The sequence below is a fragment of the Priestia sp. FSL W8-0524 genome (assembly GCF_038005965.1).
Lineage (GTDB): Bacteria > Bacillota > Bacilli > Bacillales > Bacillaceae_H > Priestia > Priestia zanthoxyli.
The window spans coordinates 1,358,635-1,374,402 of record NZ_JBBOUG010000001.1 but is presented as its reverse complement, the minus strand read 5'-3'; the positions used below and the strand labels follow the sequence as shown (position 1 = coordinate 1,374,402).

Here is a 15,768-nt window from a genome sequence, read left to right as displayed (position 1 = left end):
AAGTTAGAAGGTAAAACTTTAACAAACATTCTTTCTAAATATTTTCGTTATGATAGCTGTTCAAGTACAAGTATTTGTAAACCTTGGGGCTGTCACGGGTCTTCTTCCTATTACCGGTGTCCCCCTACCTTTTATAAGCTTTGGAGGTTCTTCGCTGACATTGTTAATGCTTGCTGCAGGAATACTTACCAATGTTTCGATGTTTACCACATACACTCAAACATATCAAAGCCAGTCAATGGAACAAGCTTATATAAGGAATGTTTAACGTTTGAATGGCTAACTGGTGGCTATAATAAAAAGTCCTGACTATATATCAGGACTTTTTACTTTATTTACATAAATAATAATCAAGCAGCTGCTTAGAATTGCTGTGTTTTTTACTAGTAATCTATTAGAGGATAGATTTACTTCCTAAATAACGAGGTGCCCAGTAAGAATTGCTTAACGATGCAATAGTTACACCAGTTGAACTTCCAGCATGAATAAACTGCCCGTTTCCAATATAAATTCCAGCGTGTGAAGGACCTCCAGTAGTATCGAAGAATACGATATCTCCAATATTCGGAGTAGATGTACTTTTTCCTGACTGATACAAGGTGGCTACTGTTCGCGGTACAGTTACCCCACCTCCATTTTTAAATACATAATAAATGAAACCACTGCAATCGAAACCATTTGGAGAAGTTCCGCCCCAAACATATGGCACCCCTATGAATTTTTTAGAATAAGCCACAATATCACTAGCTGTCGCTTGCGTTGAACTATTAACAGTTGAAGAACCAGTGGCGCTAGTAGATGCGTTATTTAAGGCATTTAAAGTAGCTGGACCTACTATTCCATCCACAGCTAAGCCATGATCCCGTTGGAAATTCATAACGGCAGTTTGAGTAATTGTGCCAAAATAGCCTGTTGGTGTGGCGTTAAAGTAACCTTTTTCCTTTAACAGCTGCTGTACTTTTTCAACTTCATTACTAGTCATTCCATATTTCAGAAGTGTACTGCTTGTAACCGCACTTGTTGAATTAGCTATTAACGCTTGATATGTATTAGGTCCCACCATTCCATCAGCGGTTAAACTATGAGAACGCTGAAAGCTTAGAACTGAATCTTTTGTAATTGAACCAAAATAGCCAGTCGAAGTAGCTGAAAATATGCCCTTCTGTCTTAAAACATCCTGTAATTCTTTTACGTCTGGATCTGTCATACCTTCTTTTAATAGCTTGTCCCCTAAAGCTGCATGGCTTATTGTTGGTAAAACAATCAATGATGAGCATAAAGCTAATGAAGAAATTATCTTTTTCACTAAGTATATCCCCCGATGTTATATTTTTCTTGTTCTTGACTATAAAATTTTAGCAGGGAGAAATAGAAAAGAAACAACCTATTTGTGAATTTTTCGTGACAATTCTAAAAATCACTTGATTTATTAGGAGGTAATTATTTGTTTTGTCATATAAAGTATAAATATACTTATAATGGTTAAAGTTACTATTCTTTGACCTTACTGTTTTACGTATATACCGCTAAATCTTTCATACAATAAAGCACCTTTTTATAATTGTGAACATAAAAAAGAAAAATAGAGGCTGCATGGTAAAGGATAGGGGGAATAATGTGAGCAAAATAGCGGGTTTGAAGCGCCGGTTTAAATACTTACTTATTAAACTATTACGATTAAAAGATCATTCACATAAAGTTGCGCTAGGTTTTAGTCTAGGTTCTGTTGTGAACTTTGTTCCTACCTTTGGATTTGGCCTTATACTATCCGTAGGTTTAGCTAAATTATGTAAAGGAAACAGCATAGCAGGACTCATTGGTGGAATGTTTTTTATGTGGGCCTTTCCGTTGATGTTTTACTTGAATACAGTAGTTGGAGGATATATATTCCCAATCGATCTTGATCAAACTTTACTTCAGAATACAGATGAAGATTTAGATAATCGACTAGAACTAGGAGCAAAAGTAGGAAAGAATTTTTTAACAGGCATGATTCTTAACAGCTTCTTATTTGGAAGTATACTCTATATTGCTAGCTACTATATTATAAATCAGTACAGAGGCTTTCTCTTACACTACATCTCTAAAAAGTGGATAGTAAAAAAACCGTACTAAACAAATGGATTATTAGCTTGATTTCAACCTTTATTTCTAATTGTAAATCAATCTAATTTATATAAAAATATAACCATTAACGAACATTTCTTCAAAAGGCATAGAGGTAAATTAGCCCATAATTGATACCTATGGTTATCAATTATGGGCTAAGGTACAATCTTTGTTTCTGTTTTAAGATAAATATGGAGGAAATACATTGAAAGAGAGCTCTGTCTATTTTTTTTCTTGAATATCAATTTGCTGCATGTGTTCTAATGTACTCCTTTCAATTGTATATATCATTTACCATTTTTTATCATAACGATCGATAGTAAACCTAATATATTTTTTTCTTTGTAAGAGTACATTCAGTTTAAAAACTTAAAAACAGCTCCACGTAAAAATAAGTAGCCATACTATGATAATAATTGAACCCACAACCCAATTTTTAGGTTTTTCATTTTGAATGAGCTCTTCTGCTTTTATTGTGCAGTCCTCTATTACATTTTTAGGTATCATCTTTAAAGCAAGCATAATTCCTAAAGGAACAATGATTATATCGTCAATATAGCCTAAAACCGGTATAAAATCAGGAATTAAATCGATTGGACTGAAGGCATATGCAACCACACAAGCAGTAAATACTTTGGTATACCAAGATACTCGGTTATCTTTATAAGCTAAGTATAAGATAAATAGCTGCTTTTTTAACTTTTTAGCCCACAACTTTAATTGGTTAAGCATGTTTCCTATTCTCCTTATGGACGGTTTAATATAATATGAAAATCGGTTTTATTTTTTGTTTAAATGCATGTTTCTTTTATGAGTAAATTCAAAACTATACGAATAACTGATTAATGCAGTCATCTTGATTTGCAGCTAGTTTAGGAACAGCTCCAACAGGAACCCAATAATAGAAAAAGATTAATCCTGCATCTTCCCCTTCAGAATTCACCTTATATTCCCACCGTTCTGCCGTTTCTTTTTGAACTTCTAAATGAAAAACATGTCGTTCATGATATTGATTTTTACCTTCATGATGATAAACATATGTTTTCAATTTTGTGACGGATAAAAACTCCATTAATCCAGATTCTTCTTTGACCTCCCTATATAAAGCTTCTTCAATTGTTTCTCCTTCTTCTACAGTACCGGCTGGAACTTGAACTCCTGCTTCTGGATAATCTCTATGTTCGCAAACTAGTAACTCTGTATAGGGCTCATTGAATCTAGTTATGTAAGCCATAACTTTTGTTATAGTGGGGGTTTCCTTCATATTCCCTTCCTCCTTTAATGGAGACTAATTGAAAATATCTCTTTTTTTAACGAACTTCTTTAATTCAAAAAAAACATTTATCAGTGTGTAAATTTATGGTAATATTTATGTCATACAGCTCAAGGAGGTTAAAAATGCCTATAATGTACTTGATTGTTATAACTACAGTTGCTTGCTTACTTTTACTTTCATACAAACTGAGCAGAACAACATCTTCTTTAAAATATACAATACCTTTAATTGCAGGAATAGTTAGTCTAAGTGTTGTTATCATAAGCTACTTTTACGGAGGATTAACTGGTATGGGAATTGGAGTAGTTAATGTTGCTATTTTTATAGGATCCATTATATCTATAATCATCATATCGTTAAGTGAGCTAATAAGAAGTAAAGAGAGCCCTATGAATAAATCTTAGAGCTTTCTTTGCTTTCTAAATAGATTTATTCATATTGTCCTTCTTAAAAATACCTATCAGAAGAGTAACGACTCCGATTAAAAAGAAAAGCGGTAATAATAACATCATTAATCCCACGGCAGCAAAACCATCTCCTTGATTAATACCAAACAGAATAGAAACAATCCATGAAAAGAATGGAGTTATTATTAATATAATAGTCGTTCCCCACACTATATATTTTCTTTTAGCTGACTTTCCTTGGCTTAGTCCACTCGCAAACATAAGACCTAATACTAAAACAGTTAATGCGATTCCTATTGCCATTTCATCCCCGCCTTTCTCATAATGAAAAGGTTTTATCTTTCAACCTAGCCCCCGCTTTTTTAGCTCTAGTGCTACTATAAATATACTTGTAATGACAAGTAAGATTAACCCTTCTCCCATCGTAATTGAACTTTTTATCTGTATATCCCTTTAGTTAAATATTACCATTAAAAAAGCAATTCACAGAAATTTAGTCAAAAAATAAGTACTGCTCCTATTTTAGAAGCAGTACTTATTTTTTATTGATTAATTAGTAAATTGTGTATATAACCAAAAGCTTTATCAAAAAATAACTATGCTTTTGCACTGGAATTATTGCTGCTTATCATGTCTTGGCTGCCAGATTTAATGCTCCTAGCTACTAGTAAACCTACTACCCCTGATATCCCTAAAATAATAAAGATGTAGTTATAGCTTGTAACAAGAGCGATAAGCGTGGACGAAATAATACTCCCGAAATAGCGAAACGTCGAGTATATGCCAGAGGCTGTACCAGATTGCTCTTTACTTACGGAATCAAGCGAGGCAACCTGCATGCTTGTTAAACCTACTCCCGTAGAAAAACCTCCAATAATTAAAGCCGCTATAAGAAAAAAAATAGATCCAACGTTCTCTAAGGATAGAAAAAGAATATTGGAGAAAATGATCATAGCAAAAGAAAACCCAATCACTTTTTTAGAACTAAACTTATTGTTTAATAATCCACCTATCCAGCCGCTTAAAGACATTGAAATCGAAAAAACTGATAAAACAAGCCCTGTTTGCGCTGTAGATAAATGAAATTGAGACTTCATTAACAGCGGCATAATTAATAAAATCACATACATAACAAAGTTGCTAAGCATAATAGATAAATTAGCGCTTGTAAAGGTGGAATTTTTGAATAAAGAAAAATCGATAATCGGGTTTTCTGCCGTATTTTCTCTTTTGATAAACAAAATTGTAGATAGAATAAATATTATTCCCATTATTAAAGCCTTAGTAAATTCCATACCGTGTGTCAACAAGATTAATAAAGAAATGCTAATTGCTAAATAAATGGAACCTTGAATATCTAAAGTACTTGTTTGCTTTTTAACATTAAATTTAGGAATCATAACTATTCCGCTGATTAAAGCTAAGAAAAGAAAAGGAACGTTGACCCAGAATATAGCTTCCAAATTGAAGTTTTCAAGCAGGACAGATCCTAATAAAGGTCCAATTGCAGCACCCAAACCCATCCCCATTCCAAATATACCTAAAACTTTAGGGAGCCGTTCTTTTGGTACCACATATCTAATGATTGCTATAGTGTTTGGAGTAAGTAAAGCTCCTCCTACTGCCTGCAGTGATCGAAAGATAATAAGGGAAATGAGATTAGTTGAAAATATACAGCCTAAAGATGCTATTAGAAAGAACACCACGCCCCATAAATAGATATTTCTATTTCCATATAGATCTCCTAGCTTTCCAGCGATAGGCTGAGTAACAGCCATTACAATTAAATAAATCGTTACTACCCACGAAATATTTGCAAGTGGTTCATTAAAATGAGCTGATATGGTTGATAGAGCAACGGCAATCATGGTTGAATTAATTGGTACAAGAAATGTCCCAATTAGTAATGAAATAACCAAGATAAGCTCTTTATGTTTACCCAAACATTATTGCCTCCTTTTAATGGAGAGAAACTCCTTTTACAAACGTTTTTATACTGTTTTTTATCATATCTTGATAATCCGCATGTAAGGCTTTGTCTCCAAAATTTAGTTTATACATAAAATATCCCCAATACGTACTTAGAAAAATCTCTGCTTGTGTGCAGCAATCTAATTCTTTGATATATCCTTTCCTTTGCATTTCTTCAAAGTATTCTTTTAATATTTTTTTCGTATCATTAATTTTTTTTATAATTTCCTCGTGCGCCTGTGAGAAAATTAAGGGGTCTTTTAAAGCAATTGAAATCATGTCTCGGTTATTATCAAAGTCTTTTAGTAACAGGTAACCGAAATTCGTCAAATCTTTTTCAAGCTCCCATTCAATTGATTTATCAAAAATCTCAAGTGAAAAGCTTGTTGTTTTGACAATAGCTTGAATAATGCCTTCTTTATTGCCAAAGTGGCGAAAAACCGTCAATTCATTAACGCCAGCTTGCTCTGCAATTTCTCTAGTGGTAGTACCTTTATAGCCTTTTTCTTTAAGCAGTTCTATTGTAGCTTTTGTTATCTTCTTTTTTGTTTCATCTTTTTTCATGTTAATCATCCTTTATGCTTCCTGAATGTAAGTATTTACTTTCCATTAGGCAGTATATAAAGGAAAAAGAGCTGTTGTCAAATAGAAGCGAAGAGAATCATTTAGTCATTTAAAAGCGTGACAATTCCATTCGTACCATCGACCATAACCATATCGCCATCTTTTAGCTTATCCGTACTTATTTTCGTACCAACTACTGCAGGAATTTCATATTCACGTGCAATTATTGCCGAGTGAGAAAGAATACCTCCAGCGTCGGTGATAACAGCCCCCGCAGTTTGAAATAAAGTAGTCCAAAGTGGAGTAGTGGTCTTACATACTAAAACGTCCCCTTTTTCTAACTTGTAAAATTCCTTTGTGCTTGAAATAACTTTTACTTTTCCGGTATAGACTCCTGAAGAAGAGGCTAATCCTTTAAAAGAATGTTCGCTGTTCGCGTCATCTTCCTCAATAGCTCCCATATATTTCTCAGCTTCTTTCAGCTGAGCTGCTTCAGGGACTCCGAAGTATCTAGGTAAATTAGACGTTTGCTCATGTTCTACATGTTCTTCTTTACGTTTCTCAATTAATTGGGTCATGTCTACTGGATTTTCTAAAAGAGACTCTAGTTCATCAAGATATAAGAAGAAAATATCTTCTTTCACTAGAAAAACATGATGATTAACTAGTAAATTACCTAGCTTAAGTAGGAATAAACGAGCTTTTGCATCCAACATTGCATCGATATAAAAATGATGATCATCTCTTATAACGGACGCATCTAATGCCCACTGATAATATTTTTTAAATTCTTCTTTGTGTTTGCTATCCGCTATCTGTTCCAGGAATTCATTATAGTTCTGTTCACGTTTCTTGACCGTCTGTTTGAAATTCTCATCAAAGTTGTAATTGTCTTTAACATATCCTTGAATAATCGATAATGCGTGAAGAGGCTTCTCTAGCCAAGTTTCTCCTACAAAATCATGACTTACAACGTTTCGATATCCATACTGTTTTAGAAAAGTATCTACTTCAGCCATAAAGCTTTTTGCTGCTTTATTTCCCTCTAATTTCTTTAATAAAGTTTCTGTGCATTCTTCTTGAAAAATTTCAGTAAGTTCACTATCTCTTTTCACTGTTAAAGCAAGTCTAGAAAGCTCCTGATCCGTTTCCAACGATTTGTTCATTTTTCCGGTCAATAGCTCATAAACATCATGTCCGGATTTTTTATTTGTAAGGTTTTTATAGTATTCTTCAACTATAGTATTTAGAGACATTTGAGGCATAACAATATCAAAATGCAGATCATATGCCACTTTATAAAAATCAGCTAAACTTTGAAGAATCTCTTTTCCTCTCTGAAGGGTTAGACTTTCATAGGTAAAACTATTTAATTTGTTATAGTAAGGCAAGAATTGTTCCGTAATCATTTGATTCATTCGTTTTGTTAGGATTGGATAAATACCTTCCATCAATTCTTTATTTTCTTGGAATCTTTTATTAGAATCTCCTTTAAAAGGCTCCATTTTTGTATAGATATGACCTTTATAAAGTTTTAAATTAAGTCTATTAAACATAAACTTTAATTTTTTAAAACTAGCAGCTGTTCCTTCAGAAAATGCCGGAATAATAAATGAAGCGTACAAAGGACTAACAGCATGAGAAAAACTTGTGTCATTTAAAATCCAAAACTCTTCCATATCGTCGAAACTTAAAGATATATCTTTTTGGAAAGGAGTTAATTCTTTGGCCTCTGTTAATGTGGTAATAGCTCTTGCCTGTAATAGATATACTTGATTGTCTTGAACCCCAAACTCTATGTCTACGGGATGTTGGTAAAGAGCTTCTACTTCTTTTGTTATTTCGGCCAATTCAATGATTTTCTCGTCTGTTAAACAAAACCTTTGCTGCTCATCTTCCGTTGTTTCGATTTCTTCAACGCCTTCAGCACGTGGAATTATCTTTACTTCCTTTAGCCCTTTTTCTTTCTCTATTTTAAAAGTTTGTTTATTAACTAGGTAAACATCAGGTGTTACTAAGCCCGATACAATGGCTTCTCCTAATCCATAGCTGGCATTAATCATCATTTCTTTTGTATTATGAGTGACAGGATTTTGACTGAATATCACTCCCGATACTTCGGACTGAATTAACCCTTGAACAACAACTGCCATTGAAACTTCATCAAAATTAGCATACATATTTTGAGTATATTGTTCGACTCTTTCAGTAAAAAATGAGGCCCAGCACGCTTTCACTTTACTCAAAAAATCCTCGGTACTTTTCACATTAAGATAGGTTTCATACTGGCCAGCAAAAGATGCACCTTCTAAATCTTCAGCACTAGATGATGAACGAACAGCTACCGATGTATAAGAGCACTTTAGGTTTCGAAATGCCTCTATGAGATCTGATTCAATTTCAATAGGAATTTCCCCGTGTAAAATTCTCTCGTGTATATTATCCGTTTGACGATCAATCCCGTTCCATTCGATATATCGCTTTAAAGCTTCTGTTTGAATAACAAACCCATCTGGAATCGGTAAATTTTTTCTTTTCATTTTTATAAGGTTTAAAGCTTTTGCTCCAACTCGTTCATTCGCCTCGTCCACCTTTTGAAAACTTAAGCTATACATTAAAAATATTCATCCTCCCACAAATTAATTTTAAAAATGTAAGTAATTACTTACTTTATATTTATTTTAATTCTTTTAAATTTTTATGGTCAATAAAAAATGGTAAAACATTTAAAAAATGCATATTTAGTTGTGCTTTATTTTAATTTCACTTAAATAATATTCCTCTTTTTTATTACATTTTTTAACTTTTATTAGTCTTTTTTATTATAAAGTCTAAATAGTTAATCAATTAAAAGGTTACTAAAAGAAATGCAAAAAACCCCATCTAAATTAAGATGGAGGTTTTCCTCTTTTATAGTTGGGTTAACCATTATCTCTGAGTGCTTACAAGCTTCCACTGGCTGAGTGTCAATTTTATCTTATATCCTCTAATGTATAAGTGAGCGCTATCAGATTTACGAGTCATATGCGAAGTCATGATCAAAAATCTCCTTTCTCATAGAATTATTTTTAATATAAAACTATTTTGGAAATCTTAACCTAAGCATAGCTCAGTATTGTAAACCATTTATTAATGACAAGAAAAGATTATGTAAACATTTTAAATTGCAGGGGAACCGCTCATTACTTATGTTTCAACTTCAGTAGATTTAAGTCTATATATGTGTGAGTTCATTGACGGAGCAGAAACTGCAGTGAAGATTTAAAAAATCAAGTGGATTCCAATACTGTAAGGTAAACGAAAAGGATAGCCCTTTAAAGACCTATCCTTTTACATGCATATAAAAAATTTATTTTCTTAATAAAATTGAGACATTCACCATCTATAATGGTTATGTACGAGGATCAGTCTATTAAACTGACAAACTACTATTTATGTTAGATACAATCCTTTTTAACTCCATTAAATCATCTATTACCACATCAGCCTGCGCAAGCTCAGCTTCTTGAGCAAAATCAAAATTGCACCCCACCGCCATTAAACCATTATCCTTTGCAGCATTGATATCCGATAGACGGTCTCCCACTACTGCTGCGTGCTTTACATCGTATTTCTTTATAATCGTTTTGACTAAATCTCCTTTATCGAGCGTTTGGATTTGTTGAATACTAAATGTTTCTGTTACCCACTTATCCAAATCGTAATGGTCTACAATCGCTTCTAAATATTCCTTCAAACCGTTACTTGCTATGTAAATGGAGCAATTATTTTCTTTTAAATAGCTAAAGACATCTTTTACATTAGGGTATAAAGCGCCTTTGCCTTTTTTTATATTCTCAACTAAGCTTTTCAAAAAATAGTCATTCATATACTTTCTTATTTCACCTGAATGAGTAGGTAATAAAGCTTCCCATACTTTGGGTAACGGTACACCCATGATTTCACGATACTTATCAACAGGAGTACTAGTATTCCACTGGTTGAGTGTACGCAAATGGTTAAAGGTATCATCAAGTGATAATTCTAAAATTTTATCTGTTTGAAACAGCGTTCCATCCATATCAAAGATTAGTGATTGCAACATTAAGTATCTCCCTCTTTCAACAGTATTTAATACGTATCTATATACAATACCATAAAAAGGAATATGTAATTTATTAAAAATAGTAATCACTGTTCTCAGCACAAAAAGAGCACCTACTTATTTATAGGTACTCTTCTTAACTTTACATACTTTGTTTGAAATAATAAATGAAAAAGTGGCCGCTATAATCGAACTTAAAAATGGATAATTAACAGAAAAAATACTGACCGTTGAGCTACTCAAGTGCTGTGAAGTCTCAGGTACATATGTAAGTGTAAGAAATAGATTAGAAACAATTTGAAAAGCAAATAGCAACAATATAAAACTACCAATAAACACTGCATAGTTTTTCAAAAAAGCGCCTCCAGTACTCTTAATTTATAAACCTGATATTATTTTAAAAATAGTGACGCAATGATAAAACCTATAATCATTACAGTAATAAGTACACCAAGACCCTTCCATCCTAAGCTGCCTGCTAAACCAGATAAGTTTCCAGCTTCATTTCTATTAAATGCATCGTTCATATTCCCAGCTGGATTTCTTTTTACCTCTTCGTGTTTTAATCTCTCTCTTCTTCTTTCAGGTGTTTCTTTATCTTCGCTCATTGTCACACCACCATTTTTAAAACATTATAACATATTATGGTTAAAATATAAAATAATGGTTTTTTAGAAACAAAGAAAGAAACCTATAGTGACAGATCTCTTTTCCTCAACTAACTGTACACATTTCTTTTTTTAATAAGTATGAAACAACGCTTTTTAATGAAAAAGTATACAGCTCTAGTTAATATAATTACTATTACAAACACCTACATCAAAGAGATCCTCTTTATTTAAGGGGATCTCTTTAATAGCCTTATACTAGATACACATTCTTGAAGTTTTTTTGTGTAAGCTTATTTATTTAAAACCTCTTCTTTTATAATTGCTTTTTCATAGATCAATGGTTTGGTTCCTGCTTCTGGTAAAAGATAAATAAAAACAGTAAACATAAGTTGGAGGATTGAAACGACGGTCAAAAATAGAAAAAGACGTTCCTTATTCTTAAACCATATTACTAAACATAAAACTACAGATATTAACGACAAAAACAAAAAAAGAAAAAAGCTGTATAAATAAGAAACACCGTAACGATACGAAATATTTAAAAAGAAGAATACTATGTAGAGAAGTATAAAAGTTGACGGTACTACTTTAATAAAGTTGCTCAATAGAAAAATCCTTTCCCTTTATTTGTTGTAGATTGGTCGCCCTAACACTCAATTTACATAAAAGAGCAAATATTGAAAGTTACAGCAAACATGATTATATTTATTTACTTCAATTTTTATCTCTCATTTTCTTTCTTTGAAAAATGAAACTAGCTATAAACAAAAAGCCCAATAACATCGTTAAATAAAAGGTTACAGAATCACCTGAACGATTAAATTCATCTACAATGATGCCTTCTTGAAACAATAAGGCTGCTGCAATTATTAAAAAGAAAAAAGAATTGACGATTACATAACTACTTGCTTTGACTTTATTTCTCAAGAAAATTATATACACCAAATTGCATACTGAAAAAACTGCGATCAGGTAATAAATAGGCCTTAATAATGTAAATGTTTCCCCAAGCATCAGCATATTCTCCTCTATTACTATTATTTGAAATTTACTAGTCAATATATTTCATTTTGCAAACAAATGATCATTACTCATCTTAATTATTTAATTTTTGAACCAAAACCCCTCCAACTTTGTCCTTATCATCTAAAGAAAACTCAATATTGAGTTTATGAGTTTTATCAAAATACCCTATTATTGTTGCTCCGGTATCTTCTCTTTCGTAATAATTTTTACCATATGCCCTAACGACACTTTGTTTGCTGTCACCAGTATGTATTCCCTTCTCTGTAGCATACTTGTTACTAATCAAGTCATATCTGCTGACTTGATTATCTACAATTTTAAATTCAACATCATACTTTTCTGTACTTTTTCCGTAAATGTAGGTAGTATACGGAGGCTGCTCTGTAACCTCTATAAATTTTGGTTTCTTCTTCAAACCAATTGCTACGTCATATTTAGAACTGCCTATTGATACTGATTTAACGTTTTCTAATTCAAGGTTTGTGCTTTTGGTGCTTGAATAGTATTTTTCTTTAGGCGTAAAAGATGGATCACAGCTAGCTACTAATAGTAAAATGAGTGGAAAGATAAACAAAAAATAATTCTTAATGCGCACTGTTAGACTCCTTTATATCGTTTGTTTTTACTCTGACTCTCGGCATTTTTAATCTATTAACTATTTTTCTTTTGCCTATACAAGTCAATCGAATAGAAAACACTAACTGCAAAGTAATACATGGCAAGTATAGCTAACGTCTCATAGACAGATTCCGCAGCGCTATTTTTCACAAAAGAAAAAACAGTACGCACTACAAAGAAAACGATAGGATAGATGATAAATAGAGAATTAAATTTACGATTCATAACAACACAAAGTTCCTTTATTTGGATATTTATGATTATTATAACATATAATTCTCTCGTTTATTTCTTTACTACATATTCAGTAAGTTTTTCGTTTACATAACACCGTTTATCAATAGTACTAAGTCAAAAGAAACTCTTATTAGTAGGTCTTATTTTGATTATCTGTTCTTTTTGACTTCTTATCTACGATGAGTTTTAAATGGCTAATAAAAATCAACAAGCCACAGATAACCATTAACCAGCGCGTAATCCCTTGATGTAAAGGGTCAAAAAGGTTTAATAAAGCTATTCCCAATCCTGATAACATAGCTAGATAACGTAAGATCAAGTATAATCCCCCATTCCAAGAGTGAAGAGGATCTCTTAAGCAAAAGATACCTCTTCATTTCTTAGTTCATAGCTCCGCACCACACCATGGACAAAATGAAATCCCAATAGTGGATGAGCCACCATCATGGATAATTAAACCGTATTCCTTGTTCGTTTTATCAAATAAGATAAGATTATCTGGACACTCAAATGGATCACTATGAATATCACACGTAAAGTTCACATGATAATTCATATAATCGCAGCAATGCTTTTTCATTCGTTTGCTCCTTACTATATCGTCATTATTGCTTTTCTCGGTAAGCTGAACAGTGGTCATCTGAAATACGATAATTTTCCTTACCGGTTGGGGCTGCTACCTCAACTAATTTATGTCCCAACCAGTCCCACACAGCTACTGTATGCAAAGATACCCATTTCAGATCTCCTCTAGCAAGACGAAAAGAATCATACCCGTTTTCAGTCGTTACTAATAGATTTTTATAAGTAAGTTCCTTTTTCCTTAAGTGTTTGATTTCCAACATGAAATCTAACATATTTCCTTCCTTAGGCACTTGAATAATTCGCGCTATAAATGTTCCGTTAGGATTTTTTTTCGTTTTATAAACTTTTTCCCTTTCTATTTCTAACTCTGGACGACCCCTCATCTTCCTTCCCCCTGTGTGCTAACACATAATCTCTATGCTAAAAGGTTATAGCTGTTTCAGTAATTCTTCTAACTTTTCTTCAATATCTGTTTCTAAATGATTTTTTGACAAATCATACAAAGCACCTGTCCCTTTAAAATACCCACCAAAGTAATACCATAATTGAAGGTAATGAACGTATGCATCTTCTTCATCTGTAAATCCATCAAAGTTTATCGCAACTTGGGAACGATATTCTTTTTCTAGACACTGCTCCGAACTTAGATTTGGTAGTTGGTCGCCATCAATATCTCGACACACCCATATTTTTAAGTTCTGCTTACCATCATGTTCAAATTTATTTCTATATTTGTGCTGAAGACTTTCGCTGTATGCCTCTCCTACTTCTTCCAACTTCACTATCTCTCTTTTTAAATTCTCATTTATTTCACTCTCAGGGACTAGAATGTATTTGTCATCTGCTTCCTGACCCTGTTTATCCATAAATAGCTTTTTCAATTTATCAAACAAGCTTTTCCCACCTATCTAAAAAAAGAATATAAGCATGTTAAATTCGACTAAAGAAAGCTCATTTCCTTCTCTGAACTGCGTTTAGTCGTCATAACTAATATGATATCAGCTACTTCCTTACGTGTGGAATCTTTTACGAGAGTGCTGATTTTCTGACATACTTGTAATTCGATATTTTTTACAGTGAATACATATGTTAAAGTGTAAAGTAGTGGAATGAAAGGAGTAACGACAACATGGCTCAACGAATCGTCAATATGTTTTTATCTGTTTTAGCTGCTTATGGAACGTTAATTCTAACGAAACACATGAGTATTGCAGATAATATTTTTGTGACACAGATTGTTCGTCTGATCATTTGTATTGTGGCTGTTATCATTGTGACAGGAATTACTACATACATTTTCAGAAATAAATCTTCTAATAAATAAAAAGGCAGCTATTTAGATAGCCGCCCTTTTTGTTTTCCTTAATTCTCATTTTATTTCACCCTAAAGAAATGGGGATGTCTCAAACACTCATGAGACATCCCCATTAAGGCTATACATACTTTTACGCGTTTAAAGCACGCACAAATTCTTTTGCTAGGCTGATTGTAGACTGCGGATTTTGTCCTGTTAAAAGCTTTCCGTCTACTTCAATATGATCGCTCCAATTATCTTTTGCAATAAACTCGGCGCCTAGCTCACGAAGCTTTGTTTCAAGAAGAAACGGCATGTATTTATCTAACGTTGTATCTTTCTCTTCTGAATCAGTAAACGCTGTAATACGTTTTCCTTTTACAATCGGCTCACCGTTTTTAAGCTTTCCGCCTACAAGAGCTGCCGGTCCGTGGCATACCGCTGCAATTAGCTTGTCGTCTTCAGCAAATTCTGTTAGCAAACGATGTAAGTGCGTATCGTCTGGAAAGTCAAACATTGTTCCGTGCCCTCCAGGTACAAACATACCTGCAAATTCTTGTGAACTTACTTCAGCTAATGATTTTGTATTCTCTAAAAGTTTTCCTGCTTCTTTGTCTTCGTCCGTCACATCATCTGTTAAGCTGTTAGGATCCACAGGTGATTTTCCGCCTTTTGGACTTGCTACGACTACTTCGTATCCTTCTTTTTTAAATTCTAAATATGCTTCAGAGAATTCTGTAAGCCAAATTCCAGCAAGCTCTCCATTTTCCATCGTATGCCCATTTGTAACAACCATTAAAACTTTTGAATTTCCTGCCATGATTTACTCATTCCTTTTTCATTTATTATTTACATACATGTATCATTAATAATTCATTTATCTCTTTGAATATGTTCCCCGGTATTATTTGATGAAAACATGGTAACTTTTTCTTACTAGTAAAAAGAACAGGTGAAAATAATAGTTGAATTATATAGAGAAGCAG

Annotated in this window: 20 protein-coding genes; 4 read left to right on the top strand and 16 right to left on the bottom strand. The window is 32.9% G+C overall.

The window, feature by feature from the left end:
* Positions 1-40: 40 nt before the first annotated feature.
* The gene (locus tag NST66_RS06785) at positions 41-268 is read left to right on the top strand and encodes an FtsW/RodA/SpoVE family cell cycle protein (RefSeq protein ID WP_268988751.1); all 228 of its coding nucleotides are present in this window, start codon (positions 41-43) and stop codon (positions 266-268) included.
* Positions 269-394: 126 nt separating this feature from the next.
* Here NST66_RS06785 and NST66_RS06780 read toward each other — a convergent pair whose 3' ends face one another.
* Positions 395-1,306 carry a C40 family peptidase gene (locus tag NST66_RS06780; protein ID WP_033578555.1) on the bottom strand — a complete coding sequence of 304 codons (912 nt, stop codon included), beginning with the start codon at positions 1,304-1,306 and terminating at the stop codon, positions 395-397.
* Positions 1,307-1,617: 311 nt separating this feature from the next.
* Here NST66_RS06780 and NST66_RS06775 point away from each other — a divergent pair, with 311 nt between their 5' ends.
* A complete protein-coding gene (locus NST66_RS06775; RefSeq protein ID WP_028413888.1) occupies positions 1,618-2,115 on the top strand; it encodes a DUF2062 domain-containing protein in 498 nt (165 codons plus the stop codon).
* A gap of 363 nt (positions 2,116-2,478) precedes the next feature.
* On the opposite strand, the gene NST66_RS06770 is transcribed toward NST66_RS06775, so the two are convergent.
* Together NST66_RS06770 and NST66_RS06765 are read right to left on the bottom strand one after the other, a co-directional pair.
* Complete coding sequence (locus tag NST66_RS06770; RefSeq protein ID WP_033578554.1) at positions 2,479-2,841, bottom strand: YkvA family protein; 363 nt, start codon at positions 2,839-2,841, stop codon at positions 2,479-2,481.
* 94 nt (positions 2,842-2,935) lie between these two features.
* Positions 2,936-3,373, bottom strand: a complete 438-nt coding sequence (locus NST66_RS06765; protein ID WP_033578553.1) for an NUDIX hydrolase — start codon at positions 3,371-3,373, stop codon at positions 2,936-2,938.
* Between the two features lie 134 nt (positions 3,374-3,507).
* On the opposite strand from NST66_RS06765, the gene NST66_RS06760 reads away from it, so the two are divergent.
* Positions 3,508-3,789 (top strand): YesK family protein, encoded by a 282-nt coding sequence (locus NST66_RS06760; RefSeq protein WP_033578552.1) that lies wholly within the window; start codon positions 3,508-3,510, stop codon positions 3,787-3,789.
* 15 nt (positions 3,790-3,804) lie between these two features.
* Here the strand turns inward: NST66_RS06760 and NST66_RS06755 are convergent, their stop codons facing one another.
* From NST66_RS06755 to NST66_RS06700, 12 genes are all read right to left on the bottom strand, one after another.
* Entirely contained in the window at positions 3,805-4,095 is a 291-nt protein-coding gene (locus NST66_RS06755; RefSeq protein WP_014460742.1) for a hypothetical protein, read from the bottom strand.
* 293 nt (positions 4,096-4,388) lie between these two features.
* Positions 4,389-5,735, bottom strand: a complete 1,347-nt coding sequence (locus NST66_RS06750) for an MFS transporter (RefSeq protein ID WP_033578550.1) — start codon at positions 5,733-5,735, stop codon at positions 4,389-4,391.
* Between the two features lie 16 nt (positions 5,736-5,751).
* Positions 5,752-6,327: a TetR/AcrR family transcriptional regulator gene (locus tag NST66_RS06745; protein ID WP_230624616.1), complete on the bottom strand. Its 576-nt coding sequence runs from the start codon at positions 6,325-6,327 to the stop codon at positions 5,752-5,754.
* Positions 6,328-6,428: 101 nt separating this feature from the next.
* Positions 6,429-8,942: a PEP/pyruvate-binding domain-containing protein gene (locus NST66_RS06740; protein ID WP_033578548.1), complete on the bottom strand. Its 2,514-nt coding sequence runs from the start codon at positions 8,940-8,942 to the stop codon at positions 6,429-6,431.
* A 797-nt stretch (positions 8,943-9,739) separates the two neighbouring features.
* Entirely contained in the window at positions 9,740-10,411 is a 672-nt protein-coding gene (locus NST66_RS06735; protein ID WP_033578547.1) for an HAD hydrolase-like protein, read from the bottom strand.
* A 392-nt stretch (positions 10,412-10,803) separates the two neighbouring features.
* Complete coding sequence (locus NST66_RS06730) at positions 10,804-11,019, bottom strand: DUF6366 family protein (RefSeq protein ID WP_034265158.1); 216 nt, start codon at positions 11,017-11,019, stop codon at positions 10,804-10,806.
* A gap of 717 nt (positions 11,020-11,736) precedes the next feature.
* On the bottom strand, positions 11,737-12,036 hold the full coding sequence (locus NST66_RS06725) for a hypothetical protein (RefSeq protein ID WP_028413899.1): 300 nt from the start codon (positions 12,034-12,036) through the stop codon (positions 11,737-11,739).
* Positions 12,037-12,118: 82 nt separating this feature from the next.
* Positions 12,119-12,643 carry a hypothetical protein gene (locus tag NST66_RS06720; protein WP_033578545.1) on the bottom strand — a complete coding sequence of 175 codons (525 nt, stop codon included), beginning with the start codon at positions 12,641-12,643 and terminating at the stop codon, positions 12,119-12,121.
* Positions 12,644-13,033: 390 nt separating this feature from the next.
* The gene (locus tag NST66_RS06715; RefSeq protein ID WP_033578544.1) at positions 13,034-13,222 is read right to left on the bottom strand and encodes a hypothetical protein; all 189 of its coding nucleotides are present in this window, start codon (positions 13,220-13,222) and stop codon (positions 13,034-13,036) included.
* A 66-nt stretch (positions 13,223-13,288) separates the two neighbouring features.
* Positions 13,289-13,483, bottom strand: a complete 195-nt coding sequence (locus NST66_RS06710; protein ID WP_033578543.1) for a DUF6980 family protein — start codon at positions 13,481-13,483, stop codon at positions 13,289-13,291.
* Between the two features lie 25 nt (positions 13,484-13,508).
* Positions 13,509-13,871: a hypothetical protein gene (locus NST66_RS06705; protein ID WP_033578542.1), complete on the bottom strand. Its 363-nt coding sequence runs from the start codon at positions 13,869-13,871 to the stop codon at positions 13,509-13,511.
* Positions 13,872-13,916: 45 nt separating this feature from the next.
* A complete protein-coding gene (locus tag NST66_RS06700) occupies positions 13,917-14,381 on the bottom strand; it encodes a hypothetical protein (protein ID WP_033578541.1) in 465 nt (154 codons plus the stop codon).
* 236 nt (positions 14,382-14,617) lie between these two features.
* Between NST66_RS06700 and NST66_RS06695 the strand changes: the two genes are divergently transcribed.
* Positions 14,618-14,812: a hypothetical protein gene (locus NST66_RS06695; RefSeq protein ID WP_013056341.1), complete on the top strand. Its 195-nt coding sequence runs from the start codon at positions 14,618-14,620 to the stop codon at positions 14,810-14,812.
* Between the two features lie 121 nt (positions 14,813-14,933).
* Here the strand turns inward: NST66_RS06695 and NST66_RS06690 are convergent, their stop codons facing one another.
* Positions 14,934-15,602, bottom strand: a complete 669-nt coding sequence (locus NST66_RS06690; RefSeq protein WP_028413906.1) for a type 1 glutamine amidotransferase domain-containing protein — start codon at positions 15,600-15,602, stop codon at positions 14,934-14,936.
* Positions 15,603-15,768: the final 166 nt, after the last annotated feature.